The organism is Synechococcus sp. B60.1 (genome assembly GCF_047462555.1).
Classification (GTDB): domain Bacteria; phylum Cyanobacteriota; class Cyanobacteriia; order Thermostichales; family Thermostichaceae; genus Thermostichus.
Genome location: NZ_JANSJN010000001.1, coordinates 6585 through 23807 on the forward strand (window position 1 = coordinate 6585; position 17223 = coordinate 23807).

Consider the following 17223-nt stretch of genomic DNA (forward strand, 5'->3'; position numbering starts at 1 on the left):
GCCGATGCGCTCATCTACCGCAAGGTGCGGCAGGCTTTGGGCCCCAATTTTCAACAGGCCATCAGCGGCGGCGGATCCCTGCCCGCCTATCTGGATCTGTTTTACGAGGTGGTGGGCATTTCCATCCTCAACGGCTACGGCCTTACCGAAACCTCGCCAGTGCTGTGCGCGCGCCGTCCCGACAACAATGTGCGCGGCACAGCTGGCCCCCCCTTGCCAGGCACGGAGTTTCGCATTGTGAATCCGGAAACCCGGCAGCCGCTGCCGCCGGGAGAAAGAGGGCTGATCCTGGCACGGGGGCCACAGGTGATGATGGGCTACTACAACAATCCAGAAGCCACCGCCCAGGTGCTCAGCCCCGACGGCTGGTTTGAAACAGGGGATCTGGGCTGGCTCACCCCCGACGGGCAACTGGTGATCACCGGCAGGGCCAAGGACGTGATTGTGCTGCTTAACGGAGAGAACGTCGAGCCCCAGCCGCTGGAAGATGCCTGCCTGCAATCCCCCTACATCAGTCAGATTGTAGTTGTCGGCCAAGACCAAAAGAAACTGGCTGCCCTCATCTACCCCAACCTGGAGGCCCTCAAGGCTTGGGCCGCCGAGCAAGGGATCCCGGCTGCTGAGGCCGAGCTGCTGGCCCACCCGCAGGTGCGCACGTTGATCTTGCGGGAGGTGCAAACCCGCATCCAGGAACGTCCCGGCTACCGGCCCCACGAGCAAATTGCCGACTTCCGCTTTTTGCCAGAGCCCCTGAGCGTGGAAAATGGCCTCCTGACCCAGACGCTGAAAATTAAGCGCAACCCAGTAGCCGAGCGCTATGCTCACCTTATCCAGGAGATGTACCCGACGGGGAGCTAAGTTTGGGATCCCCGTTGTTGCTCCAGGTAGCGCCGGAAGCTCTCCGGGGGAATGGCCCCCCGGTAGGCGCCGCAGTAGTAGAGGGTAAGCACTGCCTTGTAGGCCCAATCGGTCGGCACCACGTCCGGGAAGGGACTGGGCAGGGTGTCTGCTTGGTTGGCGGCACAGGCCTGCAAGATCTGCTCCGTGGTGAGCTGTTCGGCCAGATCGGGGGGCAGCTCCCGCAGGTTGGCCTGGGCAAAAGCAGTGCTGGGCAGGCAGAGAGCGGAAAGAGCCGTTGCCCAAAAACTAGGAGTGAGGAGGGATCGCCAGTTCACGGTTTTGGATGGTGGGCAAGTGTCCCTTTTCCAGGGTAATACGGGCCAACAGGGCGCTTGGATGCTGTTCTGAGATTAAGATGCAAAGAACCGGGGAGCGGCACCAGCGCAGATCCGGTCGAGTCTTTGCGGCCAGCGCTGGCCTTTCTCCAAGAAGACGACAACCCGATCCCTGCTGGAGGCCGATGGTCTCAAAAACTGGCTGGGTGAACTCCTAGCTCAAAAAGCTGCAACAGCAGCAGGAGCAACTTCCCTCCCGGAAGGGAGCCCTGAGGTGCCACTCCCCTCCCTGGCAGGCGGATGATTGTGTTGAGAGCGCGATAAATCAAGGCCAATGAGCTTATCCAAAGGGCCAAGTTTTGACAGCCTGGATCCGCCGGATCCCAAGCTAATTGATGCCTGTGTGCACTGCGGCTTTTGTCTGACCACCTGCCCCAGCTACCGCGTCCTCGGCAAGGAGACGGACTCGCCGCGGGGACGCATCTACCAGATGGACGCCCTCAATCAGGGCCAAATCTCTCTCTCGGCAGCAGTGGTTTCCCATTTCGATACCTGCTTGGGCTGTTTGGCCTGTGTTACCGCCTGCCCCTCAGGGGTGCGCTACGACCGGCTGATTGCCGCCACCCGCCCGCAGATCGAGCGCAACTACCGCCGCAACCTCTGGGAGCACCTGTACCGCCAGTTCATCTTCTCCCTCTTCCCCTATCCGGAGCGGCTGCGGCCTCTGCTCTGGCCCCTTTGGCTCTACCAAAAAATGGGGATCGGCGCTTGGGTCCGGAAAGGGTTGGAAAAAGTCTCCCCGCGCCTGGCGGCCATGGAATCCCTCTTGCCCCCTCTGGAGGTGGAACAACTGCTGCCCAAGCACTACCCGGAGCGGATCCCGGCGGTGGGCAAGCGGCACTTTCGCGTGGGGCTGATCCTCGGCTGCGTGCAGCGCCTGTTTGCCCCGCAGGTGAACGAGGCCAGCATTCGCGTCTTGACCCACAACGGCTGTGAGGTGGTGATCCCGCCGGCCCAGGGCTGTTGTGCGGCCTTGCCCCACCACCAAGGGCAACTGCAGCAGGCGGAAGCCCTCGCCCGCCGGATGGTGGATGCTTTTGCCGGCTACGAACTGGATGCCATTTTGGTGACTGCCTCCGGCTGCGGCCACACCCTCAAGGAGTACGGCCACCTTTTGGCCAAGGATCCCGACTACCAAGAGAAAGCGGCCCAGTTTGCGGCCAAAGTCAAGGATATCCAGGAGTTTCTCGCTCAGGTGGGGCTGACTGCTCCCCTGTACCCCCTGCAGCCGGATCCCTTGGTGCTGGCCTACCAAGATGCCTGCCACATGCTGCACGGGCAACGCCTCAGCCAGGAGCCGCGGCAACTGCTACGCCAGATTCCGGGGCTGGAACTGCGGGATCCCGTCGATGCCGCCCTCTGCTGTGGCAGCTCCGGCGTCTACAACCTGCTGCAACCCCAGATAGCAGATGAGCTGGGATCCCAGAAGGTGGCCAACCTGCTCAACACCGGTGCCCAGGGGATCGTCTCTGCCAATATCGGCTGCCGCCTGCAAATTCAGAAGCACCTGCACCTGCAGGGCAAGGCTGGGATCCCCATTTATCACCCGATGGAGCTTTTGGATCGTGCTCTCCAATTGTCTAGCTAGAGCTTGAGGGCGGCGCGGGGATCGTAGGACTGAACCCGTTGCAGCTTTTCGTAGAGCTCCCGCTCCTCCTCCGAAACACGGGTGGGCAAATAGATCTGAACTACCGCGTAGAAATCGCCCCGCTCCCCGTTGCCCTTGGGAAAACCCCGCTCTGCTAGGCGCAACTTTCGCCCTGGCTGCATTCCTGGTGGGATGCGCAGCTTCACCACCCCATCCAAGGTGGGCACCTCCACCTGGGCGCCCAAAACGGCCTCGCTGGGGCTGATGGGCAAGTCGCAGTAGACGTCAAACCCCTCAAGGCGGTAGAAGGGGTGCTCCTTCAGCTCGATCTTGAGATACAGGTCGCCAGCACCCCCATTAGGGTTGGGGTGGCCTTGGCCGCGCAGGCGAATCCGCTTCCCCGGTGTGATCCCAGGAGGGAGATTGACCTCCAACGTGCGATTCCCCCCCACCCGTAGGCGGCGTTTGCCCCCCTCAAAAGCTTCGGGAATGGTGAGCTGGATGGTGGCCTCCGCATCGTAGTTGGCGTTGCTGGCGGGGCTGGAGGAGCTGCTGCTGCGATCCGCGCCTGAGTTGCGCACCCGGCCCAGGAGTTGATCGATGAAGTCTTGAAAATCGTCAAATTGGCTGAAATCGACACCCCCCCCACCAAATCCAAAGTCTTCGTTGAAGGGGGCATCGGCAAAAGGGCTGCTGCTGTAAGGCTGGCTGTAGGTCTCCCGCTGGTAGCGGAACCCACCCTGCTGGTGGTACTGGCCGAATTGGTCGTATTGTCGGCGCTTGCTGGGATCCGAGAGAACTTCGTAGGCTTCGTTGATCTCCTTGAACTTCTCTTCGGCAGCTTTGTTGTTCGGGTTAACATCCGGGTGATATTTTCTTGCCAGGCGCCGATAGGCCTGCTTAATCTCGTCGGCGGTGGCCGTCTTGCTGACCCCCAAAATCTTGTAGTAGTCCTTAAAGTTTTGCATGGAGGCGTCCGCAGGCAAATTGCTGAGAATGGGCAGAAACCCAAGCAGTTGGCTTCCGACCCGTTGACACAAAGAGAAGAAGGCGGGCTAGACGCCATCGCCTATCCCGTCCCTCCTCATTATCGGTGCTGTGAATAAGGGTGGGATCCGCCCTGAACCAGGGGGCCGCAGAGGGATCCCACTGTTGTCACTTGGTCTCGGTGAAATCGGCGTCGATGACGTCGTCACTGCCGCCGGAGGTCGTCCCCGAGCCAGAGGGAGAGCTCGAAGCGGCGCCGGGCTGCTGATAGAGCTCGCTGCTCATGGCGTAAAGGGCCTCCTGCAGCTCCCGCTCTTTGCTCTGGATGGCGCTGTCGTCATCCCGCTGGATGGCCTCCCGCAGCTCTCGCACCAAGGTCTCGATTTGGCTGCGCTTGCTGGAGGAGATCTTGTCTCCCAGCTCCTTCAACTGCCGCTCAGCCTGGTAGGCCAGAGAATCGGCCTTGTTGCGGCGCTCGATTTTCTCGCGGCGGGCGCGGTCTTCGGCAGCGTATCTCTCGGCTTCGGCAATCATCCGCTCCACCTCTTTGCTATCGAGCGTGGAGGCGCCAGTAATGGAGATGCTCTGCTCCTTGCCGCTGCCCTTGTCTCTGGCCGTCACCTTGAGGATGCCGTTGGCGTCGATGTCGAAGGTCACCTCGATCTGCGGCACACCGCGGGGAGCCGGCGGGATCCCGTCCAGCTTGAAGCGGCCCAGGGACTTGTTGTCGCGGGCCAGCTCCCGCTCCCCTTGCACCACGTGGATTTCCACCGAGGTCTGCCCATCTTCGGCGGTGGAGAAGATCTCCGACTTGCGGGTGGGGATGGTGGTGTTGCGCGGGATCAGCTTGGTGGCAATACCGCCCAGGGTTTCCACCCCCAAAGACAAGGGGGTGACATCCAGCAACAACACATCTTTGACCTCGCCCGCCAGCACACCGGCCTGGATGGCAGCACCCACGGCCACCACCTCATCAGGGTTGACAGTTTGGTTGGGCTCTTTGCCTAGCAGCTCTCTCACCAGCCGCTGCACCGCCGGGATGCGGGTGGAGCCGCCCACCAACACCACTTCGTTGATGTCGGCCTTGGTGAGCTTGGCATCCCGCAGGGCTTGCTCCACCGGCCCTTTGCAGCGCTCCAGCAGGTCGGCGCAGAGGTGTTCAAACTGGGCTCGGGAGAGCTTCAGCTCCAGGTGCTTTGGACCATCGGCAGTGGCGGTGATGAAGGGCAGGTTGATGGTAGTCTCGGAGACACTGGACAGCTCGATCTTGGCCTTCTCGGCAGCTTCCGTCAGCCGCTGCAGGGCCTGCCGGTCTTGCCGCAGGTCGATCCCTTCCATGCGCTTGAACTCTTCGGCCATCCAGTCGACAATCTTCTTGTCGAAGTCGTCGCCACCCAACTGGGTATCGCCGCTGGTGGCTTTCACCTCAAAGACCCCATCTCCCACCTCCAGGATGGACACGTCGAAGGTGCCACCGCCCAGGTCGAAGACGAGGATGGTCTCGTTGTTGCGCTTGTCCAAGCCATAGGCCAAAGAAGCCGCCGTCGGCTCGTTGATGATGCGCAGCACTTCCAAGCCGGCGATCCTCCCGGCATCTTTGGTGGCCTGCCGCTGCGAGTCGTTAAAGTAGGCAGGGACGGTAATGACGGCTTGGGTAACCGGTTGGCCCAGGTAGCGGCTGGCATCGTCCACCAGCTTGCGCAGCACCATGGCCGAGATTTCCTCGGGGGCAAATTCTTTGTTCATGCGGGGTGAGTACAACTTGACGTTGCCCCGCTCGTCCCGCCGCACCTGGTAGGAGACCCGCTTGGCATCGACGTTCAGCTCATCGTACTTGCGCCCGATGAAGCGCTTAACGGAGTAAAAAGTGTTCTCGGGGTTGAGCACCGCTTGGCGACGGGCCATCTGTCCCACCAGGCGCTCCCCATCTTTGGTGAAAGCGACCACCGAGGGTGTAGTGCGGCTCCCCTCGGCATTGGGAATGACAGTGGGGACGCCCCCTTCCATTACGGCGACAACCGAGTTGGTTGTGCCCAAGTCAATTCCTACAACTTTTCCCATCGGCTCCTTGTTCTCCTTTTGTTCAAGACGTTACCTCGGCTACCGCCGCCAGGCTGTATGAAGTAGCTTGGGCAGCCAATCCGTGAAAATTCAGCAGGTATTTAGCCGTTTTCTGGGTCGATCCTAACCAGCAGGGCATTGCGGTCAGGGCGAGAATGCCGCCCATTTCTGGCAACTGGAAGGCAGAGCAGTTACGGATCTCCGTACCTGCCGGGGCCTTGCTTCCAGGGCCGCTTGGGGCAAGGGCGGCTAGCTCTGGATAAGCTCCAGGGCTTCCAGGCTGCGGGCCACAACGGTTTCGGCCAGGGGCAGGTAGCCCATTGCTTCGGCCAGAGCCTGTCCTTCGCTGAGGGCCCAGCGCAGCACCGCCCGCAGGGCAGTGGCAATAGCGGGATCCCGGTACTGGCGGTAGGCCAGGATCCAGGTGTAGGTGACGATAGGATAAGCCCCGGCGCCGGACGGATCCGGCTCAAAGGCCCGCAGGTTCTCAGGCAGCTCGATTTCGCTCAGGGCCAGGGCCGAGGCTGCGGGGGTGGGGAGGACAAACTCGCCGCGGCGGTTTTCCAGGGCCGCCACCGATAGATCCAGGTCGCGGGCGTAGACCGATTCCACATAGCCAATCACCCCTTCGCTGTAGAGCATCTGGGCGCTCATGCCCTCATTGCCCTTGACCCCAATCCCCACCGGCCACTCCAAGGACATGCCGACACCAATCTCGGCGGCCCAAGCGGGGTCGATGGCAGCCAGGTGGCGGGTAAAGGTGTCGGTGGTGCCGCTGCCATCGGAGCGGTAGCAGACGGCGATGGGCAGGTCGGGGAGCTCCAAATCGGGGTTGAGGGCCAAAATCTGCGGATCCCGCCACTGGGTAATCTGGCCGCGGAAGATCTGCACCAAGACGGAGCGGGATAGCTTGAGGCCGGAGCGGATCCCGGGCAGGTTGTAGCCAACGGCAATGCTGCCTGCTGTCATTGGGATCATGACCACGCCCCGCTTCACCTCGGCAATCTCGGCATCGGTCATGGCCACGTCGCTGGCGGCAAAGTCCACCGTCTGGTCGATAAATTGGCGGATCCCGGTGGCACTGCCCACCGGCTGGAAGTTGATTTCCACTTTGGGATCCACCTGGCGGTAGTCGGAAAACCAGCGCAAATACAGAGGGGCCGGGAAGGTAGCCCCAGCCCCGTTGATCAACACAATCTCCCCGGAAGACTGGCTGTCGGCAACAGGGACAGCATCGCCGGCTTGGCCAGAACGGGATCCCTGTTGGCAGGCGCTTAGGCCGGCAGCAGCCAGCAACGACAGCAGCATTTCTCGACGGCGGCAGCGGGGCAGTTGAACCATGGCTGAGGCGCTCCAAGCTCTCCGCCCCGATCCTTAGTCTTGCCCACGGAGCTCTGTCAAGGGCTGCCATCTTTAGCTCTGGCAAGCACCAGAGGGGGCAACTTCCCGCAAAAGTCGGCTTCTTCTCTTCACCAACTGGTCGCCGATCCCGGCAGGGTTCGCTGCGCGCTTCGGCAAAAACGGGGATCCCAACTCTGTCTTTGTCTCAAGACGGAAAACAGAGCTTGCTCGAGAAAAACAAAGAAAAACAGCGAAAGAAAGAGAATGAAAGAGTTGAGTTCTGCAGCAACTGCAGAGGGATCCCCAGGCCAAAGCCTTATCTGGCAAGGCTTAGCCGGTTTCGGGCCGGATCCCCCCTGCCTTGGAAAAATCTTGACATATCTTGGAATAGAGCAATATATTGTGGATTCTGTGCAGAAATCCTGCGCTGTTTACATCTCGGTATCTGGGGGACTACTATGCCGACTTTGACTCGTTCTCCCTGGACACTGCGAGACAGCGAAAAGCTCTATCGCATCTCCGGTTGGGGGGATCCCTACTTCCGTATCAACGCCGCCGGTCATGTGGAGGTAACCCCACAGGGCCTACAGCAGCAGGAACCTGGCATCGACCTGTACCACCTGGTAATGGATCTAGTGGCGCGGGGTTTGCAGTTGCCTTTGTTGATTCGCTTTCCCGAGATCGTGGCCGACCGCATGCGGCGGATTTGCGAGAGCTTTCAGCAGGCCATCGAGCGCTTTGGCTACCCCAACGTCTATCGGGGGGTTTACCCGGTCAAGGTGAACCAGCAGCGCCACCTGGTGGAAGAGGTGGTCAAGCACGGTCGCGCCTACCACTTTGGGCTGGAGGCAGGCTCCAAGCCGGAGCTGTTGATTGCCCTGGCTCTGCTGGATACACCTGGGGCTTTGTTGATCTGCAACGGCTACAAAGACCGCGATTTTATGGAAACGGCTCTCTTGGCCCAGCGGCTGGGGCGCACCCCCATCATCGTCCTGGAGCGGCTGCAGGAGCTGGAGCTGGTGCTGCAGGCTGCCGAGCACCTGGGCATTGATCCCATCTTGGGGGTGCGGGCCAAGCTCTCAGCCCAAGGGATCGGGCGTTGGGGCACCTCGGCTGGGGATCGGGCCAAGTTCGGCCTCACGGCCACGGAGATGTTGCAGGTGGTGGAACGGCTGCGGGAGGCCGGCAAGCTGCACTGTCTGCGTCTGTTGCACTACCACATTGGCTCACAGATCTCGATGGTGAGTGTGCATGGGCGGGCCGTGCGGGAGGCCAGCCAGATCTACATCGAGCTGGTCAAACTGGGGGCGCCGATGGGCTATCTGGATATCGGCGGCGGCTTGGGGGTTGATTACGACGGATCCCAGTCCACCAGCCATTTCTCCCAGAGCTACAGCTTGGAGGATTACGCCGCCACCGTGGTGCAGACGGTGCTGAGTGCCCTGCAGCCGCACGGGATCCAGCCGCCGGTGCTGGTGACCGAAAGCGGGCGGGCCCTGATGTCCCACCAGTCGGTGCTGGTCTTTGACGTGCAGGATGTCAACGCCGCCAGCCCCTATCCCATGCCCACCCAGCTCACGTCCGATGCCGAGGTGATCCAGAAGCTAAATCAGCTTTACTACGAGATCCGGCCCGAGACCCTGGTGGCCGACTATCGCCGCTGCCAGGAGCTCAAAGAAGCCGCCCTGCGCCAATTTACCGAGGGATCCCTCAGCTTGCGGGAGCGGGCCGAGGTGGAGCGGCTGTTTTGGAACTGCTCCGACAAGATCTGCACGCTGGCCTACGAGCAGCACCAGGCAGGGCAGCCGGTGGCGGTGGATCTTCTGGATCTGGACGAAATGCTGGCCAGCATCTACTACGGCAATTTCTCCCTCTTCCAATCCCTGCCGGATAGCTGGGCCATCGACCAAGTGTTTCCCATCATGCCCATCCACCGTCTGGACGAGGAGCCGCGCCAGTGGGCCACCTTGGCGGATCTGACCTGCGACAGCGACGGCAAGATCAACCGCTTCTTTGGCGAAGACGGGCAGATCACCTCGGTCTTGCCGCTGCACGATCCCGATGGGCAGCCCTACCTGCTGGGGGTGTTTCTGGGAGGCGCCTACCAGGAGATCCTGGGGGATCTGCACAACCTGTTTGGCGACACCAACGCCGTGCACATCCGCACCCGTCCCGGCGGCTACCAAGTCACCCAAGTCATCAAGGGGGACACCATCGGCGAAGTGCTGAGCTGGGTACAGTACAACAGCGAAGATCTGGTGGAAACCCTGCACCACGCCACCGAAGCCGCCCTGCAACGGGGCCAAATTAGCCTAGCCCAGGCCCGCGCTTTGCAGCAGCACTTTGAAGACAACCTGCGGGCCTACACCTACTTGCACCGCTGACGGGGGTAGTGGGTAGGGGCAAAGGCCTAGGCTAAAAAGTAAACAGCAGGGGATCCCGGTTGTGGGCCGGGATCCTTTTTCTGACCAAAACAAAAAAGACTGGTGGACGAGATGCCACCAGCCTTGGCCAGTTCCCTGTGAGTGAGCTGATGCCGTCGTTGCCAACGTCTTCAACCCAGCTCTAGTCTCTGGCGTTTTCCCCCCTCTCGAAGTGATCCGGATCACCCGGTTAAGAATCCCTCAACTAGCGGCAAAGGTTAAAACAGAGGCAGGGCATTAAAACAAGGGCAATTGCTGCTCTTCCCCTTCAGCAAGGCTTGCAGGATCCGCCTCCTCCCCGTTGGCATTCCCCTCCGACAAGGGATCTGCTGCTTCCGCCAGCAACTGACGGGCAGCCGCCAGCAACTCGTTGCGCAAGGGGGCCAGATCGGTGCGGTCGGCTAGATACTGCTCCAGAGCAGTCAAAGGTTCCAGCCGGCTGGGATCCAGGCCCGGCAGGCGAATACGGCTGGGGCTGACCACGTCTGGGACGAGGGTGTAGCTGAAGGCAGGGGCGAGGGCCTGGTGCAGAGCCCGCTCGTCAACGCAATCGAGCTGGTCGGGACGGAGGCGGTAGATCAGGCGCAGAATAGAGCCGGCCACCGGCGCCTTGGCAATGGCCTCCAGCAGTTTGGCCTGCACCTGCTGGGGGGGATAGGGGGTGAGATCGAGGCGGATGGTGTGAAAGGTGCGGGTGGGTAAGGGCAAAAATTCGTAGCTGGCCCCTGTGGCCGTAACCTCTGCCAACACACAACCCTTTTCCTCTTTTTCCTCCCCAAAGTCTACTCGCTCAATGCTGCCGGGATAGATCACCAACGGCTGCCGACACAACACCTGGTGACGATGCACATGACCCAAAGCCACGTATTGGTAGGCGGGCCGCGCCAGCAGCGAGAGGGGCACCGTCAGTCCCTTGCCCACCGAAAGATGCCGCTCTGCCCCGTAGCGGGCCGTCTCCACCATCACATGGGCCAACAAAATTGCCGGGATCCCTGGCTGCAAAGTGCGGATCTCCCCTTCCAGAGCCAGATTTAGGCGCTGAAGGAGCTGATGAGTGAACACTTCGGCATTGAGATCCAGGCTCTCCTGGCGGGCAAGCAGGGTGGAGCGGTTCAGCCAAGGCAAGGTGGTCACCTGCACCGGGCCGCTGCGAGTTTCAATCCAATGGGTCTGCAGCCGATCCCCCACAACAAATCCTGCCACTCCCAGAGCGCGGTAGATGGCCAAGCTGTTGCCTTCTTGCCCCTGCCCGTACTGGTCGTGGTTGCCCACCAGCAGAACGGTCGGGATCCCGGCATCGGCCAGGCGGCGAAATTGTTGGGCAAAGAGCTCTTGGTGCAGAGGCGGCGGCGTCGCATCGGGAAAGGCATCGCCCCCAAACAGCACCAGATCCACAGCCCGATCGAGGGCACGATCAATGCACAGGCGCAAAGAAGTGACAAAATCCTCCAAACGCGTGTTCAGCCCCGTAGCCGGGTTGATGGAGCCGTAGGCCAAGCCACTGCCCAAATGAATATCGGAAAGATGCAGCAGCTTTACCATCTCAAACAGCCTTAAAGCCCTTCCAGCCGTTGCCCTCACTCCTGCCCGCCATTGCCTGCGTTGCCAACTTTTGGATTGGCACCTCCCTCGGAGTCAGATGAGGAATTCCCGCTGAAGCTAAGCCTGTCGGCGCGGCCTGGCTCGATCCAAACGCAAAGGTCGGCCCATAAATTCCTGGCCGTTGGCGACGTCGATGGCCTCCTCTTCCTCGGCCTCCGTGGCCAAATCCACGAACGCGAAGCCCCGTGTCTGGCCGGTTTCTCGGTCTATCGGAATTGTAACTGACTTAACGTTCCACCTCTGCTGGAAGAAAGCCGCTAGCTCTTCCGTTGAGGCTTTATAGTTTAGGTTTCCCACAAAAATGGTCATGGCAATTCAAGCAAAGCAAGGCGCAAATCGGAAAGAGCGGCAACCAAGGCTCAAGGTACTTCACTTTTATCATGAGGCCCCGCCTAATCGCCCAACATGACAGGATGTAAAGGGATCGCCGCTCAAAAATCTTCGCACTTCCCTGTCCAAAATGTGCTTTTATCAAACTTTGCGGGAGTGTACTTTTCCCGCTCCTTTGTTGAGTTTCCCCTCCAGCCCTGGCCGGACCAGGATCCGGAGGCACTTGCCATTTTGTTGCAACTTGTTAAACTAGGTTATTAAGATATGTATTGTCCTGCTTGCAGTGCTTGTCGGGAGCAGCGCTGGGATATCCTAGCGCGAGACTCCCTCCTACCCTAAGAGTCTCAAGGTGACGATAATGGATGAAACGCTAGGTCTCTCTCTGGAGCAAGAATTTCGCCAGCGGGCTTTCGAGACGCTGGTAGCTCGCATGAGCCCTGAGCAGGCCAAGGACATCCTGGTCAAACTGCACAAGCAAATGCTGTTACAGGAGGCCACCTACCGCCAGTTGCTGCGTCATTCCCTCAGCGTCTAATGCATGTCCTTTCGCTTCCCACCTGGTGGATTCATATTGCCAGCGTCTTGGAATGGCTGGCGGCCATTGTTTGCGTGTGGCAGTTTGGGGAGCGAATAGGCCGGCCAGAGTGGCGCGGCTTGAGCTGGGCGATGTTGCCTGCCCTACTGGGGGCAATGTGTGCCATTACCTGGCACTGGTTTGACAACGATCCCGCTCTCAACTGGGTGGTCACTGTCCAGGCGAGCTTGACGCTTCTGGGCAATTGCACTCTAGCCTGGGCTGCCTACCGCATTTGGCGGGCGGAGCAGGCGGAAAAGTCCCTTGGGAGGAGGGATCCAAGCTAGGCAATGGACAGTTTGTTTGCCCTCTCTCTCTTCCCCTATTTGGTCTTCTTGTTTTTCCTGTCGCGGCTGCGCCGGATCCCGCGCCTGGCCCTGATTGGGTTTTGGCTGCTGCTACTGTTTGTGGCCGTTAGCATCCCGGCAGGGTTGTATGCCCAACTCCATTACGGCACTTCCCTAGCCAATGTGGATCCCTTGCATGGGGCGGCAGAGGCTTTTCTCACCCTCTCCAACATTCTGGTGGCTCTGGGCTTCAAACAAGCCATTGACCAACAAGGATCCCCAGAGGCTGAGGACGGCAGCTCCGAGTCGTAGTCATGGCAAACGAACCTGAATGTAGAATGGAGGTCTAGACTGGACGTCTTCTGCTGTTTATTCTGAGAGACCTGCCGGATGGTGGCCACCCTTTCTGTCCCCAAAGCCAAACTGAAAAACCCGCCTCTGCGCATCCATCGGATGGGTGACAAGGTGCTGCGGCAGCCGGCTAAGCGCGTCAGCCAGGTCAACGACGAGATCCGCCAGTTGGCGCGAGACATGCTGCAGACTATGTACAGTGCCGATGGCATCGGCCTGGCAGCTCCTCAGGTGGGCATTCCTAAGCGCTTGATTGTGGTGGATCTCTATCCCGATAAGCCAGAGGTGCCACCGCTGGTGCTGATCAACCCGGAGATCCGCGAGTACCTGGGCGAAGTAGTAGCTGGCCAGGAAGGCTGCCTTAGCATTCCGGGCGTCTTCTGCGAGGTCATGCGTGCGCAGGGGGTGGTGGTTTCATTTAAGGACGAAACCGGGCGGCCCCGCACCCTCCAAGCCGACGACCTGCTGGCGCGGGTTATCCAACACGAAATCGATCACCTCAACGGTGTGCTGTTTGTGGATCACGTGGAGAACGAGCTGCTGTTGGATCAGGAGCTGCGCAAGCACGGCTTCCAGATGCAAGATGTGCAGCGCAAAAACAGCATACTTGCCACCCCTTCACCGCAGCCTCGCTAGGTCATTGCCGCAGGCGCTGCGCCAAGAGCTGTTCTTCTAGGGCGGCAATGCGGTTGTAGGCAGCGGTTAGCTGGGCGCTCAGGCGCTGGATTTGGGCTTCTGGGGCAAGCTCGTGTCCCATGCTGCGGCTGCTTACCCCAGTGGGTTCATCATCCAGCAAAAAGTTGTGGCTCCCATCTTCCACCAAGTCTGAGGTGAGAACGCTGTAACGGGAGGGGGCGGGGACATTTTTTTTAGCCTCCTGCTTTGCCAGAAGAGCAGCCGCCACCTGCTCCGGCATCCGCTCGATGGCAGCTTTCAGCTCCTGAATTTGCAACTCCAGACGCTCAAAATAGTGCTGCACTGCTTCGCTCATAGCTGCCCCGGTTCTGACTCTTTACTTTTATTGAAAGAGATAAGTTCTCGCTCCTCCCCTTCTTCCCCCAGATCATTTAACGATTACGCAGTTGGAGAACTAAACGTCGGCTTCAGGAGTTTGCCCTAGCAAGCCAGTCCTGCGGGTTGGCGTTGGCCACAATTGAGACAGGCTCTCTCCAAAGTTTTTTCCAGAGCAGGTTCCTCTCTATTTCCAGGCAAAAAATGCAGGATGCGGTTCTCCCCTCTCCCCAACAGGGCTATACCTTGCCCGTGTTTGCGGTGGCTGCTGCTAAGGCTGCTTTCCACCGTCTCATCGGGATCGCTTTGGAGCAGAACGGCGCTCATCCTGTCATTGCGGTGCAGGTGGAGCCTGAGACGGGATCTGCTGCCGGCTGGGTCAGGATCCCGGTGGAGCAGGTGGCGGCTTTGTCGGAGAACACGGCTCTGGCCATTACCCGCTCGGATCCCGGCCCTCACCTGGATCTCACCCGCAACACACCGGTCTGGGCCTGGGTGAGTTTGGAGGAACGGGATCCCACCGCTCTCCCTTTGCTCCTGGAAGCGGGGGAGGGGCTAGGACGACACGCTGACGGCAGCCCGGCCATCTATGCCTACGCCCGGCGCCTGTTTGAGATCAACCTTTTGTCTGGGATCCCAGAGGGTTATCGGCTGCGGGTGCGCATCATCTTGCCGGAGGGAAAACTCTTGGCGGAGCGGACTTCCAATGCGGCGTTTGGGGTGCTGGAAGGACTGGCTCTCTTGGGAACGCGGGCGGAGGTGGAGCCTTCTGCCGGTGCCGAGAGCCTGAAGCGGGCCCGCTGCGAATTGCAGCAGAAGTTGGAAAAGCACAGGCATCTGGCCTTTTGCGTGGGCAGCCATGGGCAGCAGGTGGCGCTGCGACAAGGGATCCCGGCGGAAGAGATTCTACTGGTGGCCAATTGGATCGGGCCGCTGCTGGTGGAAGCAGGGTTGCGGGGGGCGGAGTCGGTTCATTTGATCGGCTACCACGGCAAGCTGATCAAGCTGGCGGGGGGCATCTTCACCACTTCCAGCCATGTGGCCGATGCCCGCCTGGAAATCTTGGTGGCAGCCCTCATCCGCTGCGGGGGAACAGCCGAACAGGCGCGGCGGGTGCTAGAGCTAAGGACGGTGGAGGCAGCGGTGCAGTATCTGAAGGAGCTGGGCTGGGCAGAGCCGGTGCTGCAGGAGTTGACTCGGCAAATCCGCCAGCGGGCGACAGCCTATGTGCAAAAGTATGCTGCTCGATCCCTGCCGGTGCAGGTAACCCTGTTCGATCGGCAGGGCCAGGTTTGCGCTCAGGTTGGGATCTCCTCCCCAAGCCCTTGATCCCTGCTGTTGTTCCTCACCCCCGGCCCCTCTCCCAAAGGGAGAGGGGAGTTAGGGATCGCACTCCGCGCTGCCGGCACGTTTGCGACAGCGTTGCGTACCAAATAACGACGTAGAGAAACATTTCATTGCTATTTGAATTGCTACTTGAAACGACTCTAATGACCGTCAGGCTAGAGCCGAAAAAAAGGCTAATCTCCCAACTCAGGATCCGGCCGTACCCGCACTTCCATCTGGCGCAGCAGACGCAGCGAGCTTTCCGGCCCGTCGATCATCTGCTGTTCGTTGATCCAGTAGGTGGCAATGCCCAGGTCTTCCAGAAATCGAATGTAGGGATCCGGGGGCGGGCCATCGAAAACGGCCGCCTTCTGGACGGAGAAGCCCTGTTCGATCCAGGGGGTGAGGGCAAAGCGCTCGTAATAGAATAATTGCCCCACCACCTCCTGCAGCGCCTCTGCCGCATCTTTGTGGTGTAGCAATTTCACCTCGGCCAAAAGCAGGTTTCCATCTGCCACCGCCAGGAAGTCAAACGTGTGCTGGTCTTCCCGCACCTCCAGGCCGGCCAGGCGGAACCAGCGGCGAAAGTGGTGCAAGATCTCGTTGTGGCGCTCGCTGCGCTCCAACTGACGCCGACGGCGACGCTCTGCCATCAGCGGGTCTGTCCCCGCACAGGAAGGGATCCCACTGCTGCGAAACTGGGGTGGCTCATCCGGATCCAAGACCACCTTACCCCCGGCAGGTTGATGGAGAAGGGGCGGCATCTGGGGCAACAGCTCGGCGGATCCCCACTCCACCTCTGGTTGCGCTGCCAAAGCGAGCAGATGGCGATTGAGAGGGTGCTCAGGGTGGGTGTCGAACAACAGCTTGAGTTGAGAGTGGCTGAACTGAAAATCCAGACGAAACTGCTCCACCGAAAGGCTGCTCCGCCCCTTCTGCAGAGTCTCCTGGCCAAAGTAGAGCATCACCAGCAGAGGATAGATGGGCAGGGGGCGATGGGGCGGGATGAGCATGGCCCACATGTCCTCGGTCCAGTGGGGGAGCAAAATCTCCGCTTGCTTGCCCTTGCCCACCACCTGCAGCATTTTGGGATGCCCCGGTTGCCAGCCACAAGGGTGATCGTCGAAGCCGCAGGTTTGCCGCCCTTGATCCACGCTCAAGGGGTAGCGCCCGTCGTAGAGGCGAAAGGGACACAGATCCCGGTCTTCGGCCAGAAAACGCTCGTCCTGCCACAGATGGGCTGCCAGGGCATGACAACCAATGCCCTCCTGGCTGTTACAAGCTTTGAGCCAGCGCCGTTCTGCTAGTTTGCCGCCCACTTTGCTTGGCGCCAGGGGCTGGACAAGGCCATTTTCCCCTTGGTTGAACAAGGGCCACACCAAGGGCTCCCCCGTCTCCGGCAGGGTGGGCAGCAGGGGGTGGACTTTGCTGTAGAAGGGATCGCAAATGCGCTGGGCCACCTGCTGCAGAGGCAGGCCATGGGGGGAGCCCACCGCCGGCAGAAGGGATCCCGAGCCAGCCTGGGCGCGATGGTACTGGATGGCCAGCGCCACCTCCACTCCCACCGGACGCAGTTCCGGCGTCAACTGCCGATAGCGCTGCAGCAGCCGCGAGGCTTGCACAAACAGGTCGTAGCGACGAACTGGAACTGCGTCAGCCATAAGGTTGCCGGGGAAATTCTTCGCCGACTTGAGCGAAAGTTGTCTATGGATTTGCTTCTCGGTCTCAAACAAGATCGAGATTGGGTTTGTTGTCTGTGCAAGGGCCGCAACTGCCGAGCGCCGCGGCCCGAAGGCTCGTTTCGCTTGGCACCAGGTCAGTTGTCAGTGTAGTAGAGAAACCCCGGCGCGGAAAGATTTTGCCGCTTGCCCCCGCCAAAACCAGCGGCAACAGGCTAGCGTCGCAGCCACCAAGGAAACCAAGGAAAGGGAAAGGGGCGCTCGGTTTCGGCGTCGCGGTCGTACTCGGTCGGGCGGCCCGTATCTGGCTGGATTACCAGGCTGCCCACATAGTCGGCCTCTCGATAGACGCGGGCAATCTGGCGGTGAATTTGGGCCATATCCTCGGCGGAGACCACGCCGTTGTCGGTGGCTTTGTAGAACTGGAT

16 protein-coding genes and 1 pseudogene are annotated in these 17223 nt (G+C 60.4%); 8 read left to right on the forward strand and 9 right to left on the reverse strand.

The features are described 5' to 3' along the window. A partial coding sequence (locus NW863_RS00040; protein ID WP_414363709.1) for an AMP-dependent synthetase/ligase occupies positions 1 to 858 on the forward strand: 858 nt, incomplete at its 5' end. On the opposite strand, the gene NW863_RS00045 is transcribed toward NW863_RS00040, so the two are convergent. Then, a complete protein-coding gene (locus NW863_RS00045) occupies positions 855 to 1175 on the reverse strand; it encodes a hypothetical protein (protein ID WP_414363711.1) in 321 nt (106 codons plus the stop codon). The two genes, NW863_RS00040 and NW863_RS00045, sit on opposite strands and share 4 nt — an antisense overlap. 334 nt (positions 1176 to 1509) lie before the next feature. Between NW863_RS00045 and NW863_RS00050 the strand changes: the two genes are divergently transcribed. Continuing rightward, the gene (locus NW863_RS00050; protein ID WP_414363713.1) at positions 1510 to 2823 is read left to right on the forward strand and encodes a (Fe-S)-binding protein; all 1314 of its coding nucleotides are present in this window, start codon (positions 1510 to 1512) and stop codon (positions 2821 to 2823) included. Here NW863_RS00050 and NW863_RS00055 read toward each other — a convergent pair. The 3 genes from NW863_RS00055 to pstS all read right to left on the reverse strand — a co-directional run bounded on the left by NW863_RS00055 (position 2820) and on the right by pstS (position 7212). Further along, complete coding sequence (locus NW863_RS00055) at positions 2820 to 3791, reverse strand: DnaJ C-terminal domain-containing protein (RefSeq protein ID WP_414363715.1); 972 nt, start codon at positions 3789 to 3791, stop codon at positions 2820 to 2822. The genes NW863_RS00050 and NW863_RS00055 overlap by 4 nt on opposite strands. 187 nt (positions 3792 to 3978) lie before the next feature. Then, a complete protein-coding gene (dnaK, locus tag NW863_RS00060) occupies positions 3979 to 5871 on the reverse strand; it encodes a molecular chaperone DnaK (RefSeq protein ID WP_414363717.1) in 1893 nt (630 codons plus the stop codon). 249 nt (positions 5872 to 6120) lie between these two features. Continuing rightward, on the reverse strand, positions 6121 to 7212 hold the full coding sequence (pstS, locus tag NW863_RS00065; RefSeq protein WP_414363719.1) for a phosphate ABC transporter substrate-binding protein PstS: 1092 nt from the start codon (positions 7210 to 7212) through the stop codon (positions 6121 to 6123). A 458-nt stretch (positions 7213 to 7670) separates the two neighbouring features. On the opposite strand from pstS, the gene speA reads away from it, so the two are divergent. Then, complete coding sequence (gene speA / locus NW863_RS00070) at positions 7671 to 9596, forward strand: biosynthetic arginine decarboxylase (protein WP_414363721.1); 1926 nt, start codon at positions 7671 to 7673, stop codon at positions 9594 to 9596. A 276-nt stretch (positions 9597 to 9872) separates the two neighbouring features. Here speA and NW863_RS00075 read toward each other — a convergent pair whose 3' ends face one another. Together NW863_RS00075 and NW863_RS00080 are read right to left on the reverse strand one after the other, a co-directional pair. Continuing rightward, positions 9873 to 11177, reverse strand: a complete 1305-nt coding sequence (locus NW863_RS00075; protein ID WP_414363723.1) for a metallophosphoesterase family protein — start codon at positions 11175 to 11177, stop codon at positions 9873 to 9875. Positions 11178 to 11294: 117 nt separating this feature from the next. Beyond that, positions 11295 to 11546, reverse strand: a complete 252-nt coding sequence (locus NW863_RS00080) for an RNA recognition motif domain-containing protein (protein WP_011429047.1) — start codon at positions 11544 to 11546, stop codon at positions 11295 to 11297. A 379-nt stretch (positions 11547 to 11925) separates the two neighbouring features. Between NW863_RS00080 and NW863_RS00085 the strand changes: the two genes are divergently transcribed. The 4 genes from NW863_RS00085 to def all read left to right on the forward strand — a co-directional run bounded on the left by NW863_RS00085 (position 11926) and on the right by def (position 13415). Next, positions 11926 to 12102 (forward strand): NblA/ycf18 family protein, encoded by a 177-nt coding sequence (locus NW863_RS00085; protein ID WP_414363725.1) that lies wholly within the window; start codon positions 11926 to 11928, stop codon positions 12100 to 12102. After that, positions 12102 to 12428: a DUF2499 domain-containing protein gene (locus NW863_RS00090; RefSeq protein WP_414363727.1), complete on the forward strand. Its 327-nt coding sequence runs from the start codon at positions 12102 to 12104 to the stop codon at positions 12426 to 12428. Before NW863_RS00085 ends, NW863_RS00090 begins: the two co-directional genes overlap by 1 nt. Positions 12429 to 12431: 3 nt before the next feature. Then, on the forward strand, positions 12432 to 12740 hold the full coding sequence (locus tag NW863_RS00095; protein ID WP_414363729.1) for a DUF3593 domain-containing protein: 309 nt from the start codon (positions 12432 to 12434) through the stop codon (positions 12738 to 12740). A gap of 78 nt (positions 12741 to 12818) precedes the next feature. Continuing rightward, positions 12819 to 13415, forward strand: a complete 597-nt coding sequence (gene def / locus NW863_RS00100) for a peptide deformylase (protein WP_414363731.1) — start codon at positions 12819 to 12821, stop codon at positions 13413 to 13415. A 1-nt stretch (position 13416) separates the two neighbouring features. Here the strand turns inward: def and NW863_RS00105 are convergent, their stop codons facing one another. After that, positions 13417 to 13770: a hypothetical protein gene (locus tag NW863_RS00105; protein ID WP_414363732.1), complete on the reverse strand. Its 354-nt coding sequence runs from the start codon at positions 13768 to 13770 to the stop codon at positions 13417 to 13419. Positions 13771 to 13994: 224 nt separating this feature from the next. Here NW863_RS00105 and cbiD point away from each other — a divergent pair, with 224 nt between their 5' ends. Further along, positions 13995 to 15119, forward strand: a complete 1125-nt coding sequence (gene cbiD, locus NW863_RS00110) for a cobalt-precorrin-5B (C(1))-methyltransferase CbiD (RefSeq protein ID WP_414363734.1) — start codon at positions 13995 to 13997, stop codon at positions 15117 to 15119. A gap of 191 nt (positions 15120 to 15310) precedes the next feature. On the opposite strand, the gene NW863_RS00115 is transcribed toward cbiD, so the two are convergent. After that, a complete protein-coding gene (locus NW863_RS00115; protein WP_414363736.1) occupies positions 15311 to 16777 on the reverse strand; it encodes a hypothetical protein in 1467 nt (488 codons plus the stop codon). A 233-nt stretch (positions 16778 to 17010) separates the two neighbouring features. Then, a pseudogene (locus tag NW863_RS00120) lies at positions 17011 to 17223 on the reverse strand (hypothetical protein); the annotation flags it as partial.